The 17,863-nt window shown below is 70.9% G+C and carries 9 protein-coding genes and 2 pseudogenes; all 11 read left to right on the forward strand.

The genetic code is table 11. The features are described 5' to 3' along the window. Window positions 1-174 precede the first annotated feature (174 nt). Window positions 175-1,008, forward strand: coding sequence for a hypothetical protein (locus tag ACIBN2_RS37760; protein ID WP_399141427.1), 834 nt, complete (start codon window positions 175-177; stop codon window positions 1,006-1,008). Between the two features lie 388 nt (window positions 1,009-1,396). Further along, window positions 1,397-3,994, forward strand: coding sequence for a beta-L-arabinofuranosidase domain-containing protein (locus tag ACIBN2_RS37765; protein ID WP_399141429.1), 2,598 nt, complete (start codon window positions 1,397-1,399; stop codon window positions 3,992-3,994). A gap of 225 nt (window positions 3,995-4,219) precedes the next feature. Beyond that, the gene (locus ACIBN2_RS37770; RefSeq protein WP_399141431.1) at window positions 4,220-7,627 is read left to right on the forward strand and encodes a glycosyl hydrolase; all 3,408 of its coding nucleotides are present in this window, start codon (window positions 4,220-4,222) and stop codon (window positions 7,625-7,627) included. A 63-nt stretch (window positions 7,628-7,690) separates the two neighbouring features. Beyond that, a complete protein-coding gene (locus tag ACIBN2_RS37775; RefSeq protein WP_399141433.1) occupies window positions 7,691-10,948 on the forward strand; it encodes a family 78 glycoside hydrolase catalytic domain in 3,258 nt (1,085 codons plus the stop codon). An 85-nt stretch (window positions 10,949-11,033) separates the two neighbouring features. Further along, window positions 11,034-13,580 (forward strand): MGH1-like glycoside hydrolase domain-containing protein, encoded by a 2,547-nt coding sequence (locus tag ACIBN2_RS37780; RefSeq protein WP_399141434.1) that lies wholly within the window; start codon window positions 11,034-11,036, stop codon window positions 13,578-13,580. A 45-nt stretch (window positions 13,581-13,625) separates the two neighbouring features. Beyond that, window positions 13,626-15,686 carry a galactosylceramidase gene (locus ACIBN2_RS37785; RefSeq protein WP_399141436.1) on the forward strand — a complete coding sequence of 687 codons (2,061 nt, stop codon included), beginning with the start codon at window positions 13,626-13,628 and terminating at the stop codon, window positions 15,684-15,686. Between the two features lie 82 nt (window positions 15,687-15,768). Beyond that, window positions 15,769-15,915, forward strand: a complete 147-nt coding sequence (locus tag ACIBN2_RS37790) for a hypothetical protein (protein WP_399141438.1) — start codon at window positions 15,769-15,771, stop codon at window positions 15,913-15,915. After that, complete coding sequence (locus ACIBN2_RS37795) at window positions 15,912-16,550, forward strand: TetR/AcrR family transcriptional regulator (RefSeq protein WP_399141440.1); 639 nt, start codon at window positions 15,912-15,914, stop codon at window positions 16,548-16,550. Before ACIBN2_RS37790 ends, ACIBN2_RS37795 begins: the two co-directional genes overlap by 4 nt. A 53-nt stretch (window positions 16,551-16,603) precedes the next feature. Beyond that, complete coding sequence (locus ACIBN2_RS37800; protein ID WP_399141442.1) at window positions 16,604-17,212, forward strand: TIGR03086 family metal-binding protein; 609 nt, start codon at window positions 16,604-16,606, stop codon at window positions 17,210-17,212. A gap of 134 nt (window positions 17,213-17,346) precedes the next feature. Continuing rightward, window positions 17,347-17,463, forward strand: a pseudogene (locus tag ACIBN2_RS37805) (alkene reductase); the annotation flags it as partial. 181 nt (window positions 17,464-17,644) lie between these two features. After that, window positions 17,645-17,863: pseudogene (locus ACIBN2_RS37810) on the forward strand (1,3-beta-glucanase); the annotation flags it as partial.

Below are 17,863 nucleotides of genomic sequence, written 5' to 3' on the forward strand. Positions count from 1 at the left end.
GACCGGGAGGGCATCGTAGGAGACAGGCTGTGACCCTGTCCGTTGTTTCCGGTTCGGCCGCTTCGAGTGCGCATGGGCGTTGGGTTGCCGACGGTGCGAGTGGATACGATGCACACCGTCGCATCTGCCTTCCGATGGGTTCTTTGCGTGCTTCGGTCCTACGGAGGTGTTGCTGTGGAATCTCCAACCGATCCCTGGCCGGCACTGGCCGATACCGACGGCGACCACGTCGGTTGGCAGTTCCGCCGGCCCGGTCTGGCGTCAAGGGCCGCGCCGTTCGCATTGGTTGCCCTGGTGGCCACGGTCAGCGTGCTGGTGCCGTTCGGTCACGTGCAGTCGTGGCCGGAGTACGCGCTGAGCGTGGCGCTCCTGCTCGCGTGCGCCGGGGCCTTCCTGCTGCCGTGGCGGCGGCTGCCGGCATGGGCTCCCGTACTGGTGCCGCTGCTGTACACCGCTTCGGTCCTGGAGCTGATCCTGGCCTCAGGTGTGGCCTCCGGCGTGGGACTTGTCCTGCTGGTCCCGCTGATCTGGTCGGTGCTCTTCCACCACCGGTGGGAGTCGGCGTGCATGGTGGTGGCCGTCGTGGCCGTCCAGGCGGTGTCGTCGATCGCTCAGTCGACGCCTGATGCGGTGGTCGTCAGGCGCGTGGTGCTGTGGAGCGCCCTCGGCATGCTGATCGCGGTAGCCGCTCATGGTCTGCGGGACCGGATCAGGGGCTCGCTGATGGCCAACGCGGCATTGCAGGCGGAGGTGTCCCTGACCCGGGAACGGGACCGCATCGCCACCGATCTCCGCGAGAGCGTGGTGCGGAAGATCTTCAACGCCGGGCTGGACCTGCACGGCGCGGCCGCCGTGATCGGCGAGGGACCCGCGCGCGACCGGCTGATGCACGGTGTGACCGAGCTCGACGGCGCGATCCGCGCCCTGCGCGAGAGCGTGTTCGACATGGGCGACAACGCCGACGCCGCGATGGACTCCTCCACCCGGTCCGAACCCGACGAACACTGACGGCACACGGCGTCACACGGTGGCACACGGTGGCACGCCGGTTGGGTGCCGTCGGCGGAGCACCGACCGACCCCGAGCGACCCTGGCCGACACCCCCCATCGCCGTACCGTGTCGACGGCCGGGAATTGAACGTTTCAAATCTGCGGGCAGATCTCGCGCTTCAGGACTTCCTCGCACGTCAACGCCATCGCCGTCTCCCCCTTCAACTGACCTCAGACTGACCCTCATTGATGCACGACAGGCCGAACAAGCAGCCTACCGAGCAGTTCTTGCGAGAAGGCTTGACGGCCCATGTGCGTGCACATACCGTCTCCCGGCAGCGACTTTAACGATTCAAAATCCCTGGCGATTCAAGGCATTGCTGCCCACCCGAAGGGAGCTCAGCGCGTGCCCGCACAGCGCGTCCCCGTCACTCCTTCCCGCCGTCAGATCGTGTTCGCGGCGTCGGCCGCGGCGGCCGTCACCGCACTCCCCAACCCCCTGGATCCGTCCGCGCACGCAGCCCCCTCGGCGGTCCCTGCCGCGGCGGACCCCGAGGGGGCCGACAGACCGGAGGCGGAACCGCTCCTCGCCGCCTTCTCGCTCTCCGAGGTGCGACTGCTCGACAGTCCCTTCCTGGAGAACATGCGCCGCACCTGCGCCTACCTCCGGTTCGTCGACATCGACCGGCTCCTGCACACCTTGCGCGGCAACGTCGGCCTGCCCTCCACCGCGGTACCCTGCGGTGGCTGGGAGGCGCCGAACGTGCAGTTGCGCGGCCACACCACCGGTCATCTGCTCAGCGCACTGGCCCAGGCGCACGCCAACACCGGTGACACCGCCTACGCCGACAAGGGCCGCGCCCTGGTCTCCGCGCTGGCGCAGTGCCAGCGGGCCGCGCCCTCGGCGGGATTCCACCGCGGCTACCTGTCCGCCTTCCCCGAGTCGGTCTTCGACCAGTTGGAGGCGGGCGGGAAGCCGTGGGCCCCGTACTACACGCTGCACAAGATCATGGCCGGCCTGCTCGACCAGTACCAACTGAGCGGCAACCGGGAGGCGTTCGAGGTCCTGCTGGAGAAGGCCGCCTGGGTGGACGCACGCACGGCACCGTTGTCCCACGAGCGGATGCAGACCTTGCTGAAGGTCGAGTTCGGCGGCATGAACGACGTACTCACCCGGCTCTACCAGGTCACCGGCGACAGTGCCCATCTGCGCACCGCCCGGCGCTTCGACCACGAGGACCTGTACGCGCCGCTGGCCGCCGGCCGCGACGAGCTGGCCGGGCGGCACGCCAACACCGAGATCGCCAAAGTCGTCGGCACCGTGCCCGGTTACGAGGCGACCGGGGACTCCCGGTACCTGGACATCGCGGACACCTTCTGGACAACGGTCGTCCGGCACCACTCCTACGCCATCGGCGGCAACTCCAACCAGGAACTCTTCGGCCCGCCGGACGAGATCGTCAGCCGGCTCTCCGAGGTGACCTGCGAGAACTGCAACAGCTACAACATGCTGAAAATCGGCCGGCAGCTCTTCCTGCACCGCCCGCATCGCGCGGAGTACATGGACCACTACGAGTGGACCCTGTACAACCAGATGCTCGGCGAGCAGGACCCGGACTCCGAGCACGGTTTCGTCACGTACTACACCGGTCTGTGGGCGGGCTCCCAACGCCAGCCCAAGGGCGGCCTCGGCGCGGCACCCGGAAGCTACAGCGGCGACTACGACAACTTCTCCTGCGACCACGGCACAGGGCTCGAGACGCACACGAAGTTCGCCGACAGCATCTACTTCCACTCGGACGCGCCGCAGTCACCGCCCACCCTGTACGTGAACCTCTTCATCCCCTCCGAAGTGCATTGGTCCGGACCGGGAGTGACGCTCCGTCAGGAGACTGGATACCCGACGGACGACCGTACGCGCCTGATCGTCACCGCCGGCACCGCGCGCTTCACGATGCGGATCCGGATCCCGTCCTGGGTGGCCGGCACCGGTCGTCCCCCCACCCTCGAGGTCAACGGCCGCCGGACCGTCGCGCCCCTGCGGCCCGGCAGTTACGCCACGGTGGAGCGCCTGTGGCGAACCGGCGACGTGGTCGAACTCGCCCTGCCCCGCGGGCCCGTGTGGCGTCCCGCACCCGACAACCCGCAGGTGTCGTCGCTGTCCTTCGGTCCTCTGGTCCTGGCCGGGGAGTACGGCGACACCGCCCTTGCCACCCTCCCCACGATCCTGCCCGACACCCTGCGGGCCGCTCCCGGCACGTCCACCGAGTTCACCGCCGTCGCCGACAGCCGCCCGGTCACGCTGCGTCCGTTCCACGAGGTCCAGCACCAGCACTACAACGTGTACTGGGCCCACACTCCACGGCCGAGCCGCGAGAGAGACATCGCCCGCTACCCCTTGCGCGAAGGCAGCGGTACGACAGCCGCCGACACCACCGGCGTCTTCGCCGACGCAACGCTCACCGGCGGCGCCGCCTGGACGCACGACAGCGACGGCACCGCCGTGGCGTTCGACGGGATCAGTGGTCATCTGGCTTTACCGCCGGGGCTGTTGAGCGGTCTGGACGAACTGACCGTCAGTGTCCGAGTGCGGATCGACAGCCTCGCCGCATCCGCCCGCATCTTCGACCTCGGGTACCACAAGGAGACCTACCTCTTCCTCGCCGCGACCACCGGCGCCCAGCGCGCTCGCGCCGCGCTGAAGATCGCCGGTATGGAGGCGGAGGACGTCGTGGACGCAGCCGAACCGCTGCCCGTGGGCCGGTGGACACACGTGGCCCTGACGCTCGGCGGCGGCACCGGCGTGCTGTACGTCGACGGCACCGAGGCCGGCCGCAACACCACGATGGTCAGCGGTCCGCTGCTGCTGGGCGCCACCAGCCGGAACTACCTGGGGCGCTCGCAGAACACCACCCACCCCTACCTGCACGCAGCCGTGCGCGACTTCCGGCTGCACAACCGGGCGCTGAGCGCTACGGACGTGGCACGCCTGGCCTCCGGCTGAGCCTTCTTCACCGCTCGCCTACGAAGGGGATGCGGTGCGGACGGGCGGAGATTACGGGACCGGGGGCGGACGAGAACTGCGCCCGCTCCCGGAGACCGCGCACCCCTCCCCCGCCACGCTTCCCGACGACCGACGGCACGACGGCCCTCGGAGCACCGCACCGCGCTCCCCCTTCGCCGCACCCGCTCGCCCAGCCACACGCCCACCCACACGGAAAGGCCGTCAATGCCCGCACCACAGTCCGACCACCCGCTGCCCAGACGCACCTTCGTCGTCGCGGCCGGCCTCGCCGGCGGCGCGCTCGCGACGGGCCTGCCCGGGGCCGCCTGGGCGGCGGGTCCCGCCTCCGCGGCAGCGACCACCGACGCGACCCGCCGCGGTTACTCCGCGCCCGGCTTCGCCGATCCCGCCAAGGACAGCCGGCCCACCGTCTACTGGTACTGGAACGGCCCGGTCACCCCCGACCTGGTGGACCGTCAGATGGCCGACCTGCGTGCCAAGGGCATGTACGAGGTCGTCCTGTTCTCCTTCGACAACGCCGAGATGCAACCGGCCTTCTTCACCGAGGGCTGGTTCGACATCGTGGGCCACGTCCTGCGCACCGCCGAGCGCACGGGCATGCGGGTGTGGCTGTTCAACGACGACCACTTCCCGAGCGGCCGCGCCGGCGAGTACATCGTCAAGGGGGGCACGGTCGGCTCCCGCACCTACGCGCCCCGGCCGGACCTGCGGCTGAAGGCCCTGTGGCGGTCGACCACCGTGGTGGAGGGGCCGGCCATCCTCGATCTGCGCCGCAGCACGGGAGTTGGTGTGGAGGCGGGCCATCTGGTCGTGGACGCCGGGGTGCTGAACGGCACCGCCGTCCTGCGCGCCGGGGAGAACTGGACCGACTGCACGGTCAGCGGCAGCGCGAAGGCCGACCACACCGCCGCCGGGCTCGTCGTCCGCGCCACCGCCGACGGCCTCGGCGGGTACGCGGTCGGTTTCGACCAGACCGGTGTCGTCACCGTGCTCCGCCTGGCGCGGGACACCGAGCCGGTGGTGCTGCTGCGCAGCACCCGCACCGACGGGTTCAACAAGACGAAGTTCCACACGCTGGCCGTCTCCGTACGCGGCGACAGCCTGTCCGTCACGCTGGACGGCCGGGACAAGGGCACCGTCACCGACGACCGGTACGCCTCGGGAAGCGTCGGCGTGCGCGCGGTCGGGGACGAGCGGGGCCTGTGGGACGGCCTGTCCGTCACGGCGGCCGACGGCAGCACCCTGTACACGTCGTCGTTCGACACCCCGGACGCCGCAGGGGACTTCCCCGAGCGTGATGCCCTGGCCTCGAAGGCTGCTGCCGCCGCGGCCCGGCCCGCGGCCTCCGCCGACGCCTCCGACGTCGTCGACCTGACGAGCCGGCTCGCAGGGGACGCCAAGTGGCAGGTCCCCACCGGTCGTTGGCAGGTCGATCTGTTCGGTGGCATCCCGCTCGTCGACGACAGCCAGGGATACAGCCGCAGTTACGTGGACCTGCTGGACGACGAGCCCGTCGAGCTGTTCCTCGACATCGTGCCCGGCGAGTATCACCGCCGGTTCGGCCGGTACTTCGGCACCGTCATCCCCGGGTTCTGGGACGACGAGCCGTTCTTCGCCTCCGCCGAGGCCCACTTCAAGCGGCTGCCGTGGTCACCCATGCTGGACAGGGCGCTGCGCGACGCAGGGGTCGAACCGGGCGTGGCGTACGCGAGTGCCTTCGACGACCTGGGGCGGCGTGGCCGGATCGCCCGGGGCCGCTTCTGGCAGGCCGTGTCCAACCGGTTCGCCCGGTACTTCGAGCGGCAGGCCGACTGGTACGGCAAGCGCGGCGTCGCGTTGATCACCAATCCGCTGTACGACGAGACGGCGCCCGCCAAGCGGATCCCGTCGACAGGGGATCTGCACAAGGTCAACCAGTGGGCGCAGGTGCCCGGCGGCGACATCATCACCGCCGAGTACGTGGCCGGGGAGCAGACCATGCTGCCCCGTAATCCGGTGTCCGTCGCCCACCAGATGGGCCGCGACCGGACCCTGATGGAAATGTTCGGGAACATGGGTTGGCAGGTCACGCCCTCGTTCGTGCACGCGACGGTCGGTGCGCAGGCGACTCGGGGGGTCAACCTGGCGGTGCTGCACGCACTGTGGACCGACGAGACGCACGTCTACTTCCCGCCGCCGTTCGGCCCCCGGGCTCCCTGGTGGTGGGCGATGAAGCCGCTCGCCGAGTGGATCGGCCGGCTGATGGAGGTCGCCCGCGGCACCTCTGCCGCACGCACCGCGCTGCTCCAGCCGCAGCGCGCCGCCGAACAGTGGACCGGCACCGACCGGCAGGGCGAGGTGGACGGCGCGCTCGCCGACGCCTCATACGCGCTGGAGCGCGCCCAGGTCGACTTCGACCTCCTCCACGAGGGCGCGCTCGCCGGTGACGAACAGCTGCTGTGCCAGGCCGAGGTGCGCCACGGCGTCCTCGCCGTGGGCGCCGCCCACTACGACCTCGTGGTGCTGCCGGACACGTCCACACTGGACGCGGCCTGCGTCCGTACGCTCGCCGCCTTCGTCCGCGCGGGCGGCACCGTCGTCGCGGTCGGCGACCTGCCCTCCGACGACGCCGACGGCAACGACCGCTCGCTGGCCCGCGGGTTGTCCGACCTGTTCGGGGACACGGTGCCCGGTGGTCGCCGGTACGGCGCGGGACAGGCCGTACGGGTGGCGGACGCCTCCGGTCTGCGGGCGGCCACGCACGAGGCGGGGGTCGCCGCCGCCGTCCTCGAACCGGCCGCTGACGCCGTGCGGGTGCTCCGTGTCACCCGGGGCACGGACACGGCGTTCCTCCTCAACAACGAGAGCGGCACCGCCGTCGAGACCACCGCGACCCTTCCTGTCGACGGCGCGCCCGAACTGTGGGACCCGCTGACCGGCGACACCGGCCCCGCTCCGCTGTACCGCACGTCCAAGCGGGGCATCCACCTGCCCGTGGCGCTCGCCCCGTACGAGACCCGGATCGTCGTGGTCCGGCGCGGCGGGCCGGCCGCGCCCCGCCTGACCTCCTCACCGCTGCCCGTGGTCGCCGTGGAAGAGGCCGGTCACTCCCTGCGCGTGACCGTCGAGGCCTCTGCACCCGGGGAGTACCGGCTCACCGGCGCCGCCGGCGGCCGTGCCTACGAGGGCATGGTCCACGTGGACGACCCGCTCGCTCCGCTCGCCGTCACGAGCGACTGGACCCTCACTCTGGAACGCGACGGCGCCACGCCCGTCACCGGACCCCTGGGCAGCTGGACGGACCACGACCGGCTGTTCTCCGGCAGCGGCAGCTACACGATCACCGTCCCCGTGGAGCGCTCACTGCTGGACGGGCGGCGCGTCCTGCTCGATCTCGGCGATGTGCGGGACGTCGCCGCCGTGACCGTCAACGGCACAGCGCTGGAGCCCCTGTTGTGGGCGCCCTTCGTCATCGACGTCACCGCTGCGCTGGTCGCGGGCGACAACCGGCTGCAGGTCCGGGTCGCCAACACCCTGTCCAACGAACGCAACAAGCCGCTGCCCTCCGGGCTGCTCGGCCCGGTGACGCTCCGCTTCCGCCGCCGTGTCACCACCGACCTCACGCGGGTGTGAGCCGTCGCGGCGCCCTCGACCGGTCCCCGTACTCCCCAAGGACACAAGGACACAAGGACCATCATGCTCAGACCCTGCAGAAGCGACGGATCTCGCCGCACCCTCGTCCTGCCCGCCGCCATGACCGCGTTCGTCACCGTGCTGGCCGCAGCCGTCACCGCCGACGCCACGGCGGACATCACCATCATCCCGGCCGGTCTGCGGACCCAGCACCTGAGCCAGGCGCTCGGCATCGACGACACCACACCCGACCTCAGCTGGCGGACCACCGCGCACGCCGCGAACGCCCTGCAGGGCGCCTACCGCGTGCAGGCCGCCAGCTCCCTGCGGCGGCTGCGGTCCGGGCGTGCCGACCTGTGGGACTCCGGCAAGGTGACGTCGGCCGTGCCCGAGACGACGTACCACGGTCGCACGCTCGGCTCCCGCGCCCGCGTGTACTGGCGCGTCATGCTCTGGTCGCAGGGCGGTGGGCAGTCCTCCGGCTGGAGCGACCCGGCCCGGTTCGAGACCGGCCTGACCCGGTCCTCGGACTGGGGTGCGGACTGGATCACCCATCCCGACTGGCAGCTGAGCCGGCGCAGCGTCGAGCCGGTGGTCGTCAAGGTGCCCCGCACCACGGCCCGTTACGTCCGCATGGACGTCACCCGCCTCGGCCTGCCCCTCGAGGAGAACTTCCCCGACCGCACCTGGCGGCTGCAGCTGGGCGAGATCGACGTCCGCGACTCCGTCACCTCGGCCGGCGACCTGGCCAAGGGCGCCGCCGTCACCGCGTCGGAGAGCAACACGGTGCGCAAGACCTGGGAGCCCGCCCTCGCCGTCGACGGCCTGCCCAACAGCGCCCTGCAGACCGCGGCCGGCTACTCCAGCGCCGCCCACGACTCCGCCGACGTCTCCGACCGTCCCGTAACCCTCACCCTCGACCTGAAGACGGCCAAGACGTTCGACCAGGTGGCCCTCTACCCGCGGGCCGACGTCCTCACCGACGACGGCCGTGTCCCGAACTTCCCCTCCGACTACGCGCTGTCCGCCGGTGACGCGGCGAGCGGGCCGTTCACGGACCTGGCGCGTGTGACCGGGCAGCAGCCGCCCAAGCCGTACCTGCCGTCCGGACTGCCCCTGCTCGCACAGGACTTCACCCTTCCGCATGCCGTGCGCAGTGCCCGTCTCTACATCGCCGGCCTCGGCGTCTACGACGCCACCCTCAACGGGAAGCCGGTGGGCGACGCCGTCCTGGAACCCGCCAACACCACCTACAACCGGCGCGTGCAGTACGCCACTTACGACGTCACCGACCGGCTGCGCGCCGGTGCCAACACCATCGGTGTCGCCCTCGGCAACGGCATGTCCGACGTCGTCAGCACAGCCGACCGGTACCGCAAGCTCTACGGCAACATCAGCGACCCCAAGCTCATCGCCCGGCTGGAGGTGACCCTCGCCGACGGCAGCGTCCGCACGGTCACCAGCGGCGCCGACTGGCGTGCGACGCTCGGCCCGACGACCTCCTCCAACTGGTACGGCGGCGAGGACTACGACGCCGGACGCGAGATCGCGCACTGGGACGAACCGGGCGGCGACCGCACCTCCTGGGACCGGGCCGTCACGGTGCCCTCCCCCGGCACCGAGCAGGCCCCGGCCGTCCTCAGCGCACGTGAGACGGAACCGATCCGGAACGTGGAGACGCTCACCGGCAAGGAGGTCGAAGGCGCCGCGGGCAGCCGCGTCTTCGACCTGGGCCGCAACATCGCCGGCTGGCCGGAGATCACGATCGGCGGCGCGCCCGCCGGGACCGAGATACGCATCTACCCGGCCGAGAGCCTGAAGGACGGCCACGCCTTCCAGTCCATCAGCAACGTCGGCGCCCCGGTGTGGGACAGCTACACCACCGGCTCCACCCGCACCGCCACCTGGCACCCCACCTTCGGCTACCACGGGTTCCGGTACCTGGAGCTCAAGGGCGTGCCCGCGGGTGCGACGGTCACGGTGCGAGGCAGGGTCCTGCACACCGACAACGCCTCCGCCGGTGACCTCAGCACCTCCGATCCACTCGTCAACGGCATCCACTCGCTGATCCGCCGCGCCATCGAGGGCAACATGATGAGCGTCCTCACCGACTGCCCCAGCCGGGAGAAGCTGGGCTGGCTGGAGCAGGACCAACTTGTGTTCCCCGCGCTCGCCGCCAACTTCGACATGGAGGCCCAACTCCGCAAGATCGTGCGGGACATGGCCGACGCACAGACCGAGGACGGGTTGATCCCGAGCACGGTGCCGGAGTACACCAGCCTGCCGGGCGCCTACCGCAACGACTCCAACTGGGGCGGCGCCTTCGTCCTGGTCCCCTGGCACCTGTACACGACGTACGGCGACCTCGACACCCTGCGCACCTATTACCCGCGCATGCAGCAGTACGCGGCATTCCTGGACCAGCAGGTCTCCGGCGGCATCCTGGACTACGGTCTGGGCGACTGGTTCACTCCCGACCGCACCTTCCCGCGCGCTGTGGCGGGCACCTACGGCTACTGGCGCGTGGTGGACACCATGGCGCGGATCGCCACACTGCTCGGCGACCGGACGGCGGCCGACGGATACCGGGCGAAGGCCGACGCGAGTGTCCGGGCACTGTCGGACAAGTACTACTCCACGGCGACCGGTACGTTCGGCGGTGGCGGCCAGGGCGCCGAAGCCCTCGCCCTCGACATGGGCGCCTACCCGGCAGGCGAACGGGACCGTCTGCTCGGTCACTTCACGTCCTCCGTCGAGGCCGCCGGCCATCACCTGCTGCTGGGCGAGATCTCCCTGCCCGCCGCCTTCCGTGTCCTGTCCACCGCCGGACGCGACGACGTCATCGAGAAGATCGCCACGCAGACGACCAGTCCCAGCTACGGCTACCAGGTCCTGGCCGGCAACACGACGCTGGGCGAGTCCTGGGACGGTGGTCCGGGCCAGTCGCAGAACCACTTCATGCTCGGCGCGATCGACTCCTGGTTCACGACGCGCGTCGCGGGCATCGACCAGACGGCCGACTCGGTGGGCTACCGCGAGCTCCTGATCGACCCGGCGGTGGCGGGCCAGCTGACCTCGGCCTCCGGCTCCTACCGCACTCCGTACGGCACGGCGCGCACCTCGTGGCAGCGGACCGGTGACCGGTTCCGGCTGAGCGTGGACGTCCCGGCCGGCAGCACGGCCGAGATCCACGTCCCGGCTGCCGGGGGCCGGGCGCAGGCTCCGCAGGGCACACGCCTGCTGCGGGCCGACGACACCGAGGCGGTGTACCAAGTGGGCTCCGGGCACTGGCAGTTCGAGTCGGTCATGCCGTCGCCCTAGCGTTCCGGGCGCCCTCCACACGCGGACGTGTGGCCGATTATCCGATCACCATCCGACATCTCGAACGGAAGTAGGTGCACCGCACATGGCACAGCACCAGATGCCACGACGGCACTTCCTCGGCACGGTCGGCGCGGCCGGCCTCAGCAGCGCGGCGACCGGCCTCGTGCCGGGCGCCGGCCTTGCCGAGGCGGCCCCGTCCGGCGCGAAGGGCGCCGCGAGCGCGTCCACCGGGCACGAGGCGGGCCTGCCGTATCCCACGCTGCGGCGGCCGTTCGCCATGCCCGGCGTCAAGGAACAGGACTGGACCGGCGCGCTGTTCGTCGGCAGCGGCGAGTCCCGGTTCGCCCTGCGCGTCGGACTGCTCACCACCCAGGGCAAGTTGCTCCGCGAGAAGATGACCAACCATCTCTGGCGGATCGGCCCGATGACGCCGGACGGTGCATACAAGGAGGTGCAGGTCACCACCGACGACCGCACGGTCATGCCGGCGCACCTGGAAGCGCTGCGCGAGGTGATCGCACACCCCGGCCAGTGGTCGCAGAGCGAGGTCGCCGACGCCACGGCGAAGCTCCCGCAACTGCAGAAGAAGTACGACCAGTTGCAGAGCGAGAAGCGCCCCATACGGGTGCGGTACGCCCGCACCGGCGACGGAAGCGGCCTGGTCGGAGCCGTCACCGCCCTCGACGACGACACGACCGTCGTGCTCGAACTCTCCTCCCCCTGGGGCGAGGAGGGGACCTTCGCCGTGGACGGCGGGGGCGCGACGGGCAGTTGCCCGGGCCTGCTGGACCCGACGCGCACCGGACACGTACGGCTGTCGCCCACCGAACCCGCCGACAGCAGCGGGAGTTACCCCTCGGTCGCCGACATGACCGCCGCCGTGACGGGTGGCAGTGGTGCGCCGGGCACCGCCGTCGCCGCGCTCGTTTACCGGCTGGGCAAGGGAGAGACGATCACGTTCGCCGCCCGCGTCGACGACCGCCCGGTCGAAGCCCGAACGCCGGAGGCGCACGAGGTGGAGCACACGCTCGCCGCCGCCGGCGCACACGTCCGTGGCGGCAACCTCACCGGTTCGGGACCGGTGGGGCGGGCGGCGGACGCGGTGCGCGACGCACAGTCGCTCAACACGAACTACGACCGCGACCGCCGGCGCAACTTCGTGATGTGGGGATGGGGCGGTGGCGGCGGCCTGTTCACGGGCTGGGACTCGGCATTCGACGCCGTGGACGCCGCCCTCGTCAGCCGCCCGCTCGCCGTCCAGCACGAGACGGACGTCTTCGAGGCCCCGGCACCACCCAACCAGGTCCCGCTGCAAGGGCCGCGCTACGACCAGCAGAACTCCGGGCCCATGCACGCGTACGCGGTGTGGCGGCTGTACACCAAGTTCGGTGACCGCTCGGTGCTGGAGAGGACCTACCCCGCACTCGTCACGTTCCACGACCTCCTGCCGGAGTGGGACGCCGACGGCGACGGCCTGCTGGAGACGCCCTACTTCGGGGACCGCGTCGGCGGCCGGGGCAACCACCTCGGCCTGGACGACAGTCCCGTCTACGCCTCCTACCACCGCATCGCCAAACAGGGCGGCAGCGGCGACAAGCGCGACAACACCGACCTCACCGACGTGGCGCTCAACTCCTACTACGCGCTGCTCGCCGAGACCCTGGCGAAGATGGCGCGCGTGCTCGGCAGACCCGAGGACGCCACCCGGTTCGCCGCACAGCACGAGACGATCCGGCGCCTGCTCAACGACCGGCTGTGGCACCCCGAGAAGGGCCTGTACCTGAGCCGCTACCTCGACGGCACCTGGAACGAGGTGGTCACGCCGACGGTCTTCTACCCGATGTTCGCGGGCCTCGCGACGCCCGAGCGGGCACGGATCCTCGTCGAGCAACACCTGCTCGACCCCGAGGAGTTCTGGGGCGACTACGTCGTGCCGAGCGTGGCCCGCAACGACCCCGCCTACTGCTCCGGCGGCCCGGTGCACCCGTCCTCCGAGCACTTCCGCTTCTTCGACCGCTACGGGGAGGGCAGCGCCCCGGAGCAGTGGAAGGGCGCCGTGTGGCCGCCGATGAACGCCACGGTCTACGACGGCGTCAAGCGGTACGGCTTCGACGCGGTGGCCGCCCGGTTCGCCGCCCGGAGCACCGCGATGTACCTCGACGCCTGGGACAAGGAGAACTGGTTCCCCGAGTCCTTCGACCCCGAGCCCGGGCAGTCGATCATGGACTCGGCCGTCGACACCGCCTGGCGCACGTACTCCTGGTCCAACGCGATGGCCGTGCAGGGCCTGCACGAACTCGTCTCCGACAACCCCTGGGACGGCGACCCTTCGGCCCTCATGTTCGGCACGCTCGCACTGCCGGGCACCAACACGGTCGCCAACGTGGAACTGCGCGGCCACACCTACGCCGTCTCCGCCGGACCCGGCAGAACCACGCTCGTGCGGGACGGCCGCACCGTCTTCCGGGCCACGGGCGCCCGCGTCGCGGTCCGCAACTTCGTGCTCCGCGGCTCCGGTGCCTCCTTCGACATCACCGCCGACGGTCCCGCCCACGTCGAGGTGTTCGCCGGGGACGGCCGCGCCCGAGGGCGGAAGGTACCCCGCGGTCGCACCCACGTCTCCCTCTGAACGCTTCGCCGAACACAGAACGACCAGCCGAACACAAGGAGAACCATGCTCAGAACGGAAAGACGGGCCGGCGCACCGCGCCCGCTCCCCGGGCGCACCGCCCGCGCCGTGATCGCCCTGCTCGTGTCCTGTCTGGCGCTCGTCGCCCCGTCCGCGGCGCACGCCGACACCAGCGCACCTTCCGCACAGCAGATCACCGTGGACGGCGCCGGTACCGGGCGGGTCTTCGACGGCGTCGGCGCCATCAGTGGAGGCGGCGGCACCTCACGGCTGCTGGTCGACTACCCGGAACCGCAGCGCAGCAGGATCCTGGACTACCTCTTCAAGCCCGGGTACGGCGCATCGCTGCAGATCCTGAAGGTCGAGATCGGATCGGACACCAACTCCAGCAACGGCGCCGAGCCCAGCCACATGCGCACTCCCACCCAGGTCGACTGCAACCGCGGCTACGAGTGGTGGCTCATGGAACAGGCCAGGAAGCGCAATCCGAACATCCGGTTCTACGGCCTCGAATGGGGCGCGCCCGGATGGTTCGACGGCGGCTTCTGGTCCCAGGACAACATCGGCTACCTGATGCGGTGGCTCGGCTGCGCGCAGCAGCACGACCTGCACATCGACTACCTCGGCGGCTGGAACGAGAAGGGCTGGGACGCGGCCTGGTACGGGAAGCTCAAGGCCGCCCTGGTCCGCGAGGGTCACGGTGACGTCAAGGTGGTGGCAGCCGACAGCGCCGGCTGGAAGGTGGCCACCGACATGAAGAACGACCCTGCCTTCGACGCGGCGACGGACGTCGTCGGCATCCACTACCCGTGCTCCGCGGTCCACTGCTCCAGCTCACCGGACGCTCTGAGCCTCGACAAACCGCTGTTCGCCAGCGAATCGGGCTGGAACAACTACCTCACCGGGGCGACCAGACTCGCCGCGGAGATGAACCACGAGTACGTCGACTCCCGCATCACGGCGTTCATCAACTGGCCCGCGGCGTACGCCTGGTACCCGACCGTCCAGATGCAGGGCAGCGGTCTGCTCCGCGCCAACGAACCGTGGAGCGGTCACTACGAACTCGGCCCGACGCTGTGGACCATCGCCCAGACCGCGCAGTTCACCCGGGCCGGCTGGCGCTACGTCGACTCCGCCAGCGGCTACCTCGACGGTGGCGGCACGTACGTGACCCTCCGGTCGCCGGGCCCGAAGCCGGCCTACACGACGGTGTTCGAGACGACCGGCGCGACGGCCCCGCAGAACGTCAGCGTCACGCCGACCGGAAAGCTGCCGCGCGGCGCCCTGCATCGCTGGACGACGACCCTTGAGGCCACCGACCCCGCCGACTGGTTCGTCCGCGGTGCCGACGTGTCCCCGGACGCGACGGGCGGCCACGGCATCACCCTTCAGCCGGGCACCGTCACGACGCTGACCACCATGCCCGGCGGGAAGGGCCGAGCCGCGGCGAGCGCGCCCCGTGCGCAGACCATGGCGCTCCCCTACCGCGACGGCTTCGACACCTACCGGACCGCGGCCACCCCGCGCTACGTCTCCGACATGGAGGGCGCCTTCCAGGTCGCGCCCTGCTCCACCGCGCCGCAGGCCGCCTCCGGCAGCCGGGGCACCGGCGGGTGCCTGCGTCAGGCCATCACGACCCAGCCCACGAAATGGTCCAGGGTGGCCGCCCCGCTCACGTTGTCCGGGGACAGCCGGTGGAGCGACTACACCGTCTCCACGAAGACCATGATCGACCAGACCGGCACAGCCTCGCTGCTCGGCCGCGTGGTGAACCAGCTCAACAACGTCGGCACCGGCCGCGTCAACGCATGGGAGGGCTACTACCTGAAGCTGTCGGACTCCGGCAGCTGGTCGCTCGAGGTCCTCCAACCCGACAAGACCACCCGAGTCCTGGCGAACGGCAGCCTCCCCTCCGCGGGAGCGAACACCTGGCACCGGCTCTCGCTCGGCTTCTCCGGGCAGACGATCACGGCCCGGATCGACGGTTCGGAGGTCGCCCAGGTGTCCGACGCGACGTACGACCACGGCCAGGTCGGCCTGGGACTGGACTCCTACACCACCTCGCAGTTCGACGACCTGGAGGTGCTGCCGCCACCTGCCGCCTAGCCTGCGCCCGCCCCCCTGCAAAGACGGGGCTGCCACCGTCACCTCCGAGGTCACTCCGGGTCCACCCTTAAGGTGGTCTGCTGTGAGCAGCGATTCGACCTCTCCCGGCGGCAGGCCCCTGCTTCTCGGGCTCGGTGCACGAGACGACGCGTCCCGGTTCGCGCTGCCCCTGGTCGTGACGATCGAGCGGAAGGCTCAAGTGGCGTCGTACCAGGGGCCGCTCGGATGACCCGGATCGACGGCCGGGTCGAACGGGGCAACCGCACCCGTCAGTTGGTGCTGCGCCGCACTGTCGACATCGCGTCTGTCGAAGGGCTGGAGGCGCTGTCCGTGGGACGGCTCGCCTCCGAGCTGCAGCTCAGCAAGAGCGGGGTGTTCGCGCTCTTCGGATCCAAGCAGGAGCTTCAGCTCGCGACCGTACGCGAGGCGGGGCGAATCTTCGCCGAGCGGGTGATCCGGCCCGCGGATCAAGTCCCGGCAGGGATCGGACGAGTGCGGCAGCTCTGCGAGTTGTGGCTCGAGTACTCGCGCGGCCGGGTCTTCCCGGGCGGCTGCTTCTTCTACGGCGTCATCGCCGAGTTCGACGCCCGCTCCGGCCCGGTGCACGACGCGGTCGTCTCGGCCCACCGGGCTTGGACCAGCCTGATGGAGCGCACGATCGACGAGGCCCGCGCGGTCGGCGAGCTTCACGCCGGCAGCGACGTCCCGCAACTCGCCTTCGAATTGGTGGCGTTGATGGAGGCGGCCAACGCCGTCTCCGTGCTGCTTGACGAGGAGACCGCCTACCGCCGGGCCCGGGTCGGCATCGCAGACCGGCTGCGGAACGCGGCCGCAGACGGGGTTCCCGTACCCCGAGGGGTCTGACGGTGACCGGAAAACTAATGGCACGACCGTTCGGACAGTTTTATTCTCGAGCCATGACTGTCACCGGAGCGGACATCGTCGAGCTCGACCGGATCGCCGTGCACGAGGCACTGCGCGTGGTGGAACTGGCGCAGGGCGCGGACTGGGAACGCGACACCCCATGCGCAGGCTGGAACCTACGGCGGCTCGTGGCGCACATGACCGCACAGCACCACGGTTTCGCCGCGGCCGCACGCGGAGCGGGACGGGAGGCGGCGCACTGGCAGGAGCCGCAGGACATGAGTGAGCCGGCCCGGGTCCACCGGGCGGCCGCGACGTCCGTGCTCGCGGCCTTCGCCGAACCAGGCTCCACAGAGCGGGAGTTCGCGCTCCCCGAGCTGGGCGGAAGTTTTCCCGGACGGCTGGCCGTACGCTTCCACTTCGTCGACTACGTAGTGCACGCCTGGGACGTCGCCGCGGCCATCGGGACTCCCATGGAGCTGCCCGACGTCGTCCTCCACGCCGCGCTCGTCACAGCCCGGCTCGTGCCGACCGACCCAGCCCGTCGCGGCCCGGGAAACGCCTTCGCTCCGGCACTGGACGTGCCCGGCGGGTCGGGACCGCTCGAGGAGACGCTCCGCCTGCTGGGCCGGGAGCCCCGCCGATGGCCCGTGCGGCCCTGAGCCACTCACCCGAGGGCGGCCTTCCGACCTCGCTCGATCACTCGGCAGCCACCGGCTGCAGTGTCAACCCCCCGGTGCTTTCGCGCTGCGGTCATCAGCGCGTTCTGCGCGTCCCGGGTGCGTACGAGATCGGCGATGTGGTCGAGCGGCTGCGTACCGGACTCCCGATCGCTCCCGTCGACGAGGCCACGTACTACCAGGGCGGTGACGCCGGGTACTTGACCTACCCCGCCTATCAACACGCGGCCTGAGGCCCCCGGTTCGAGGCGACGTGCGAGGTCTGCCGCGGCCGCCGCACCGCCCTCGAACCGGTGGTCCGTACCAAGCTATTGACTCCCCCTTATCTCACTCCTTAAATCAAGAGGCGATGCCTTCATCCCCCACCTCGGCCGGCTCGTCCGCGGGCCCGGCCGCTGTATGGAAGGAAGAGCCGTGGCCTCTCCACGCCTGCTCCGAAGATGCCTGTTCGCCGCCCTGTCCGCCGTGTTGGTCGCGTCCGCCGCGACCGGCGCGGCGCACGCGGATCCGCCGGGCGCGTCCCCCGCCGCCGCGACGGCCGCCGCGGCGGTTGCGTTCTCCGACACCTTCGACGGACCCGCCGGCGCCGCGGTCGACGGCTCGAAATGGCAGACCGAGACCGGCGACAACGTC

The organism is Streptomyces sp. NPDC050534 (genome assembly GCF_044457745.1).
In the GTDB taxonomy this organism is placed as follows: Bacteria; Actinomycetota; Actinomycetes; order Streptomycetales; family Streptomycetaceae; genus Streptomyces.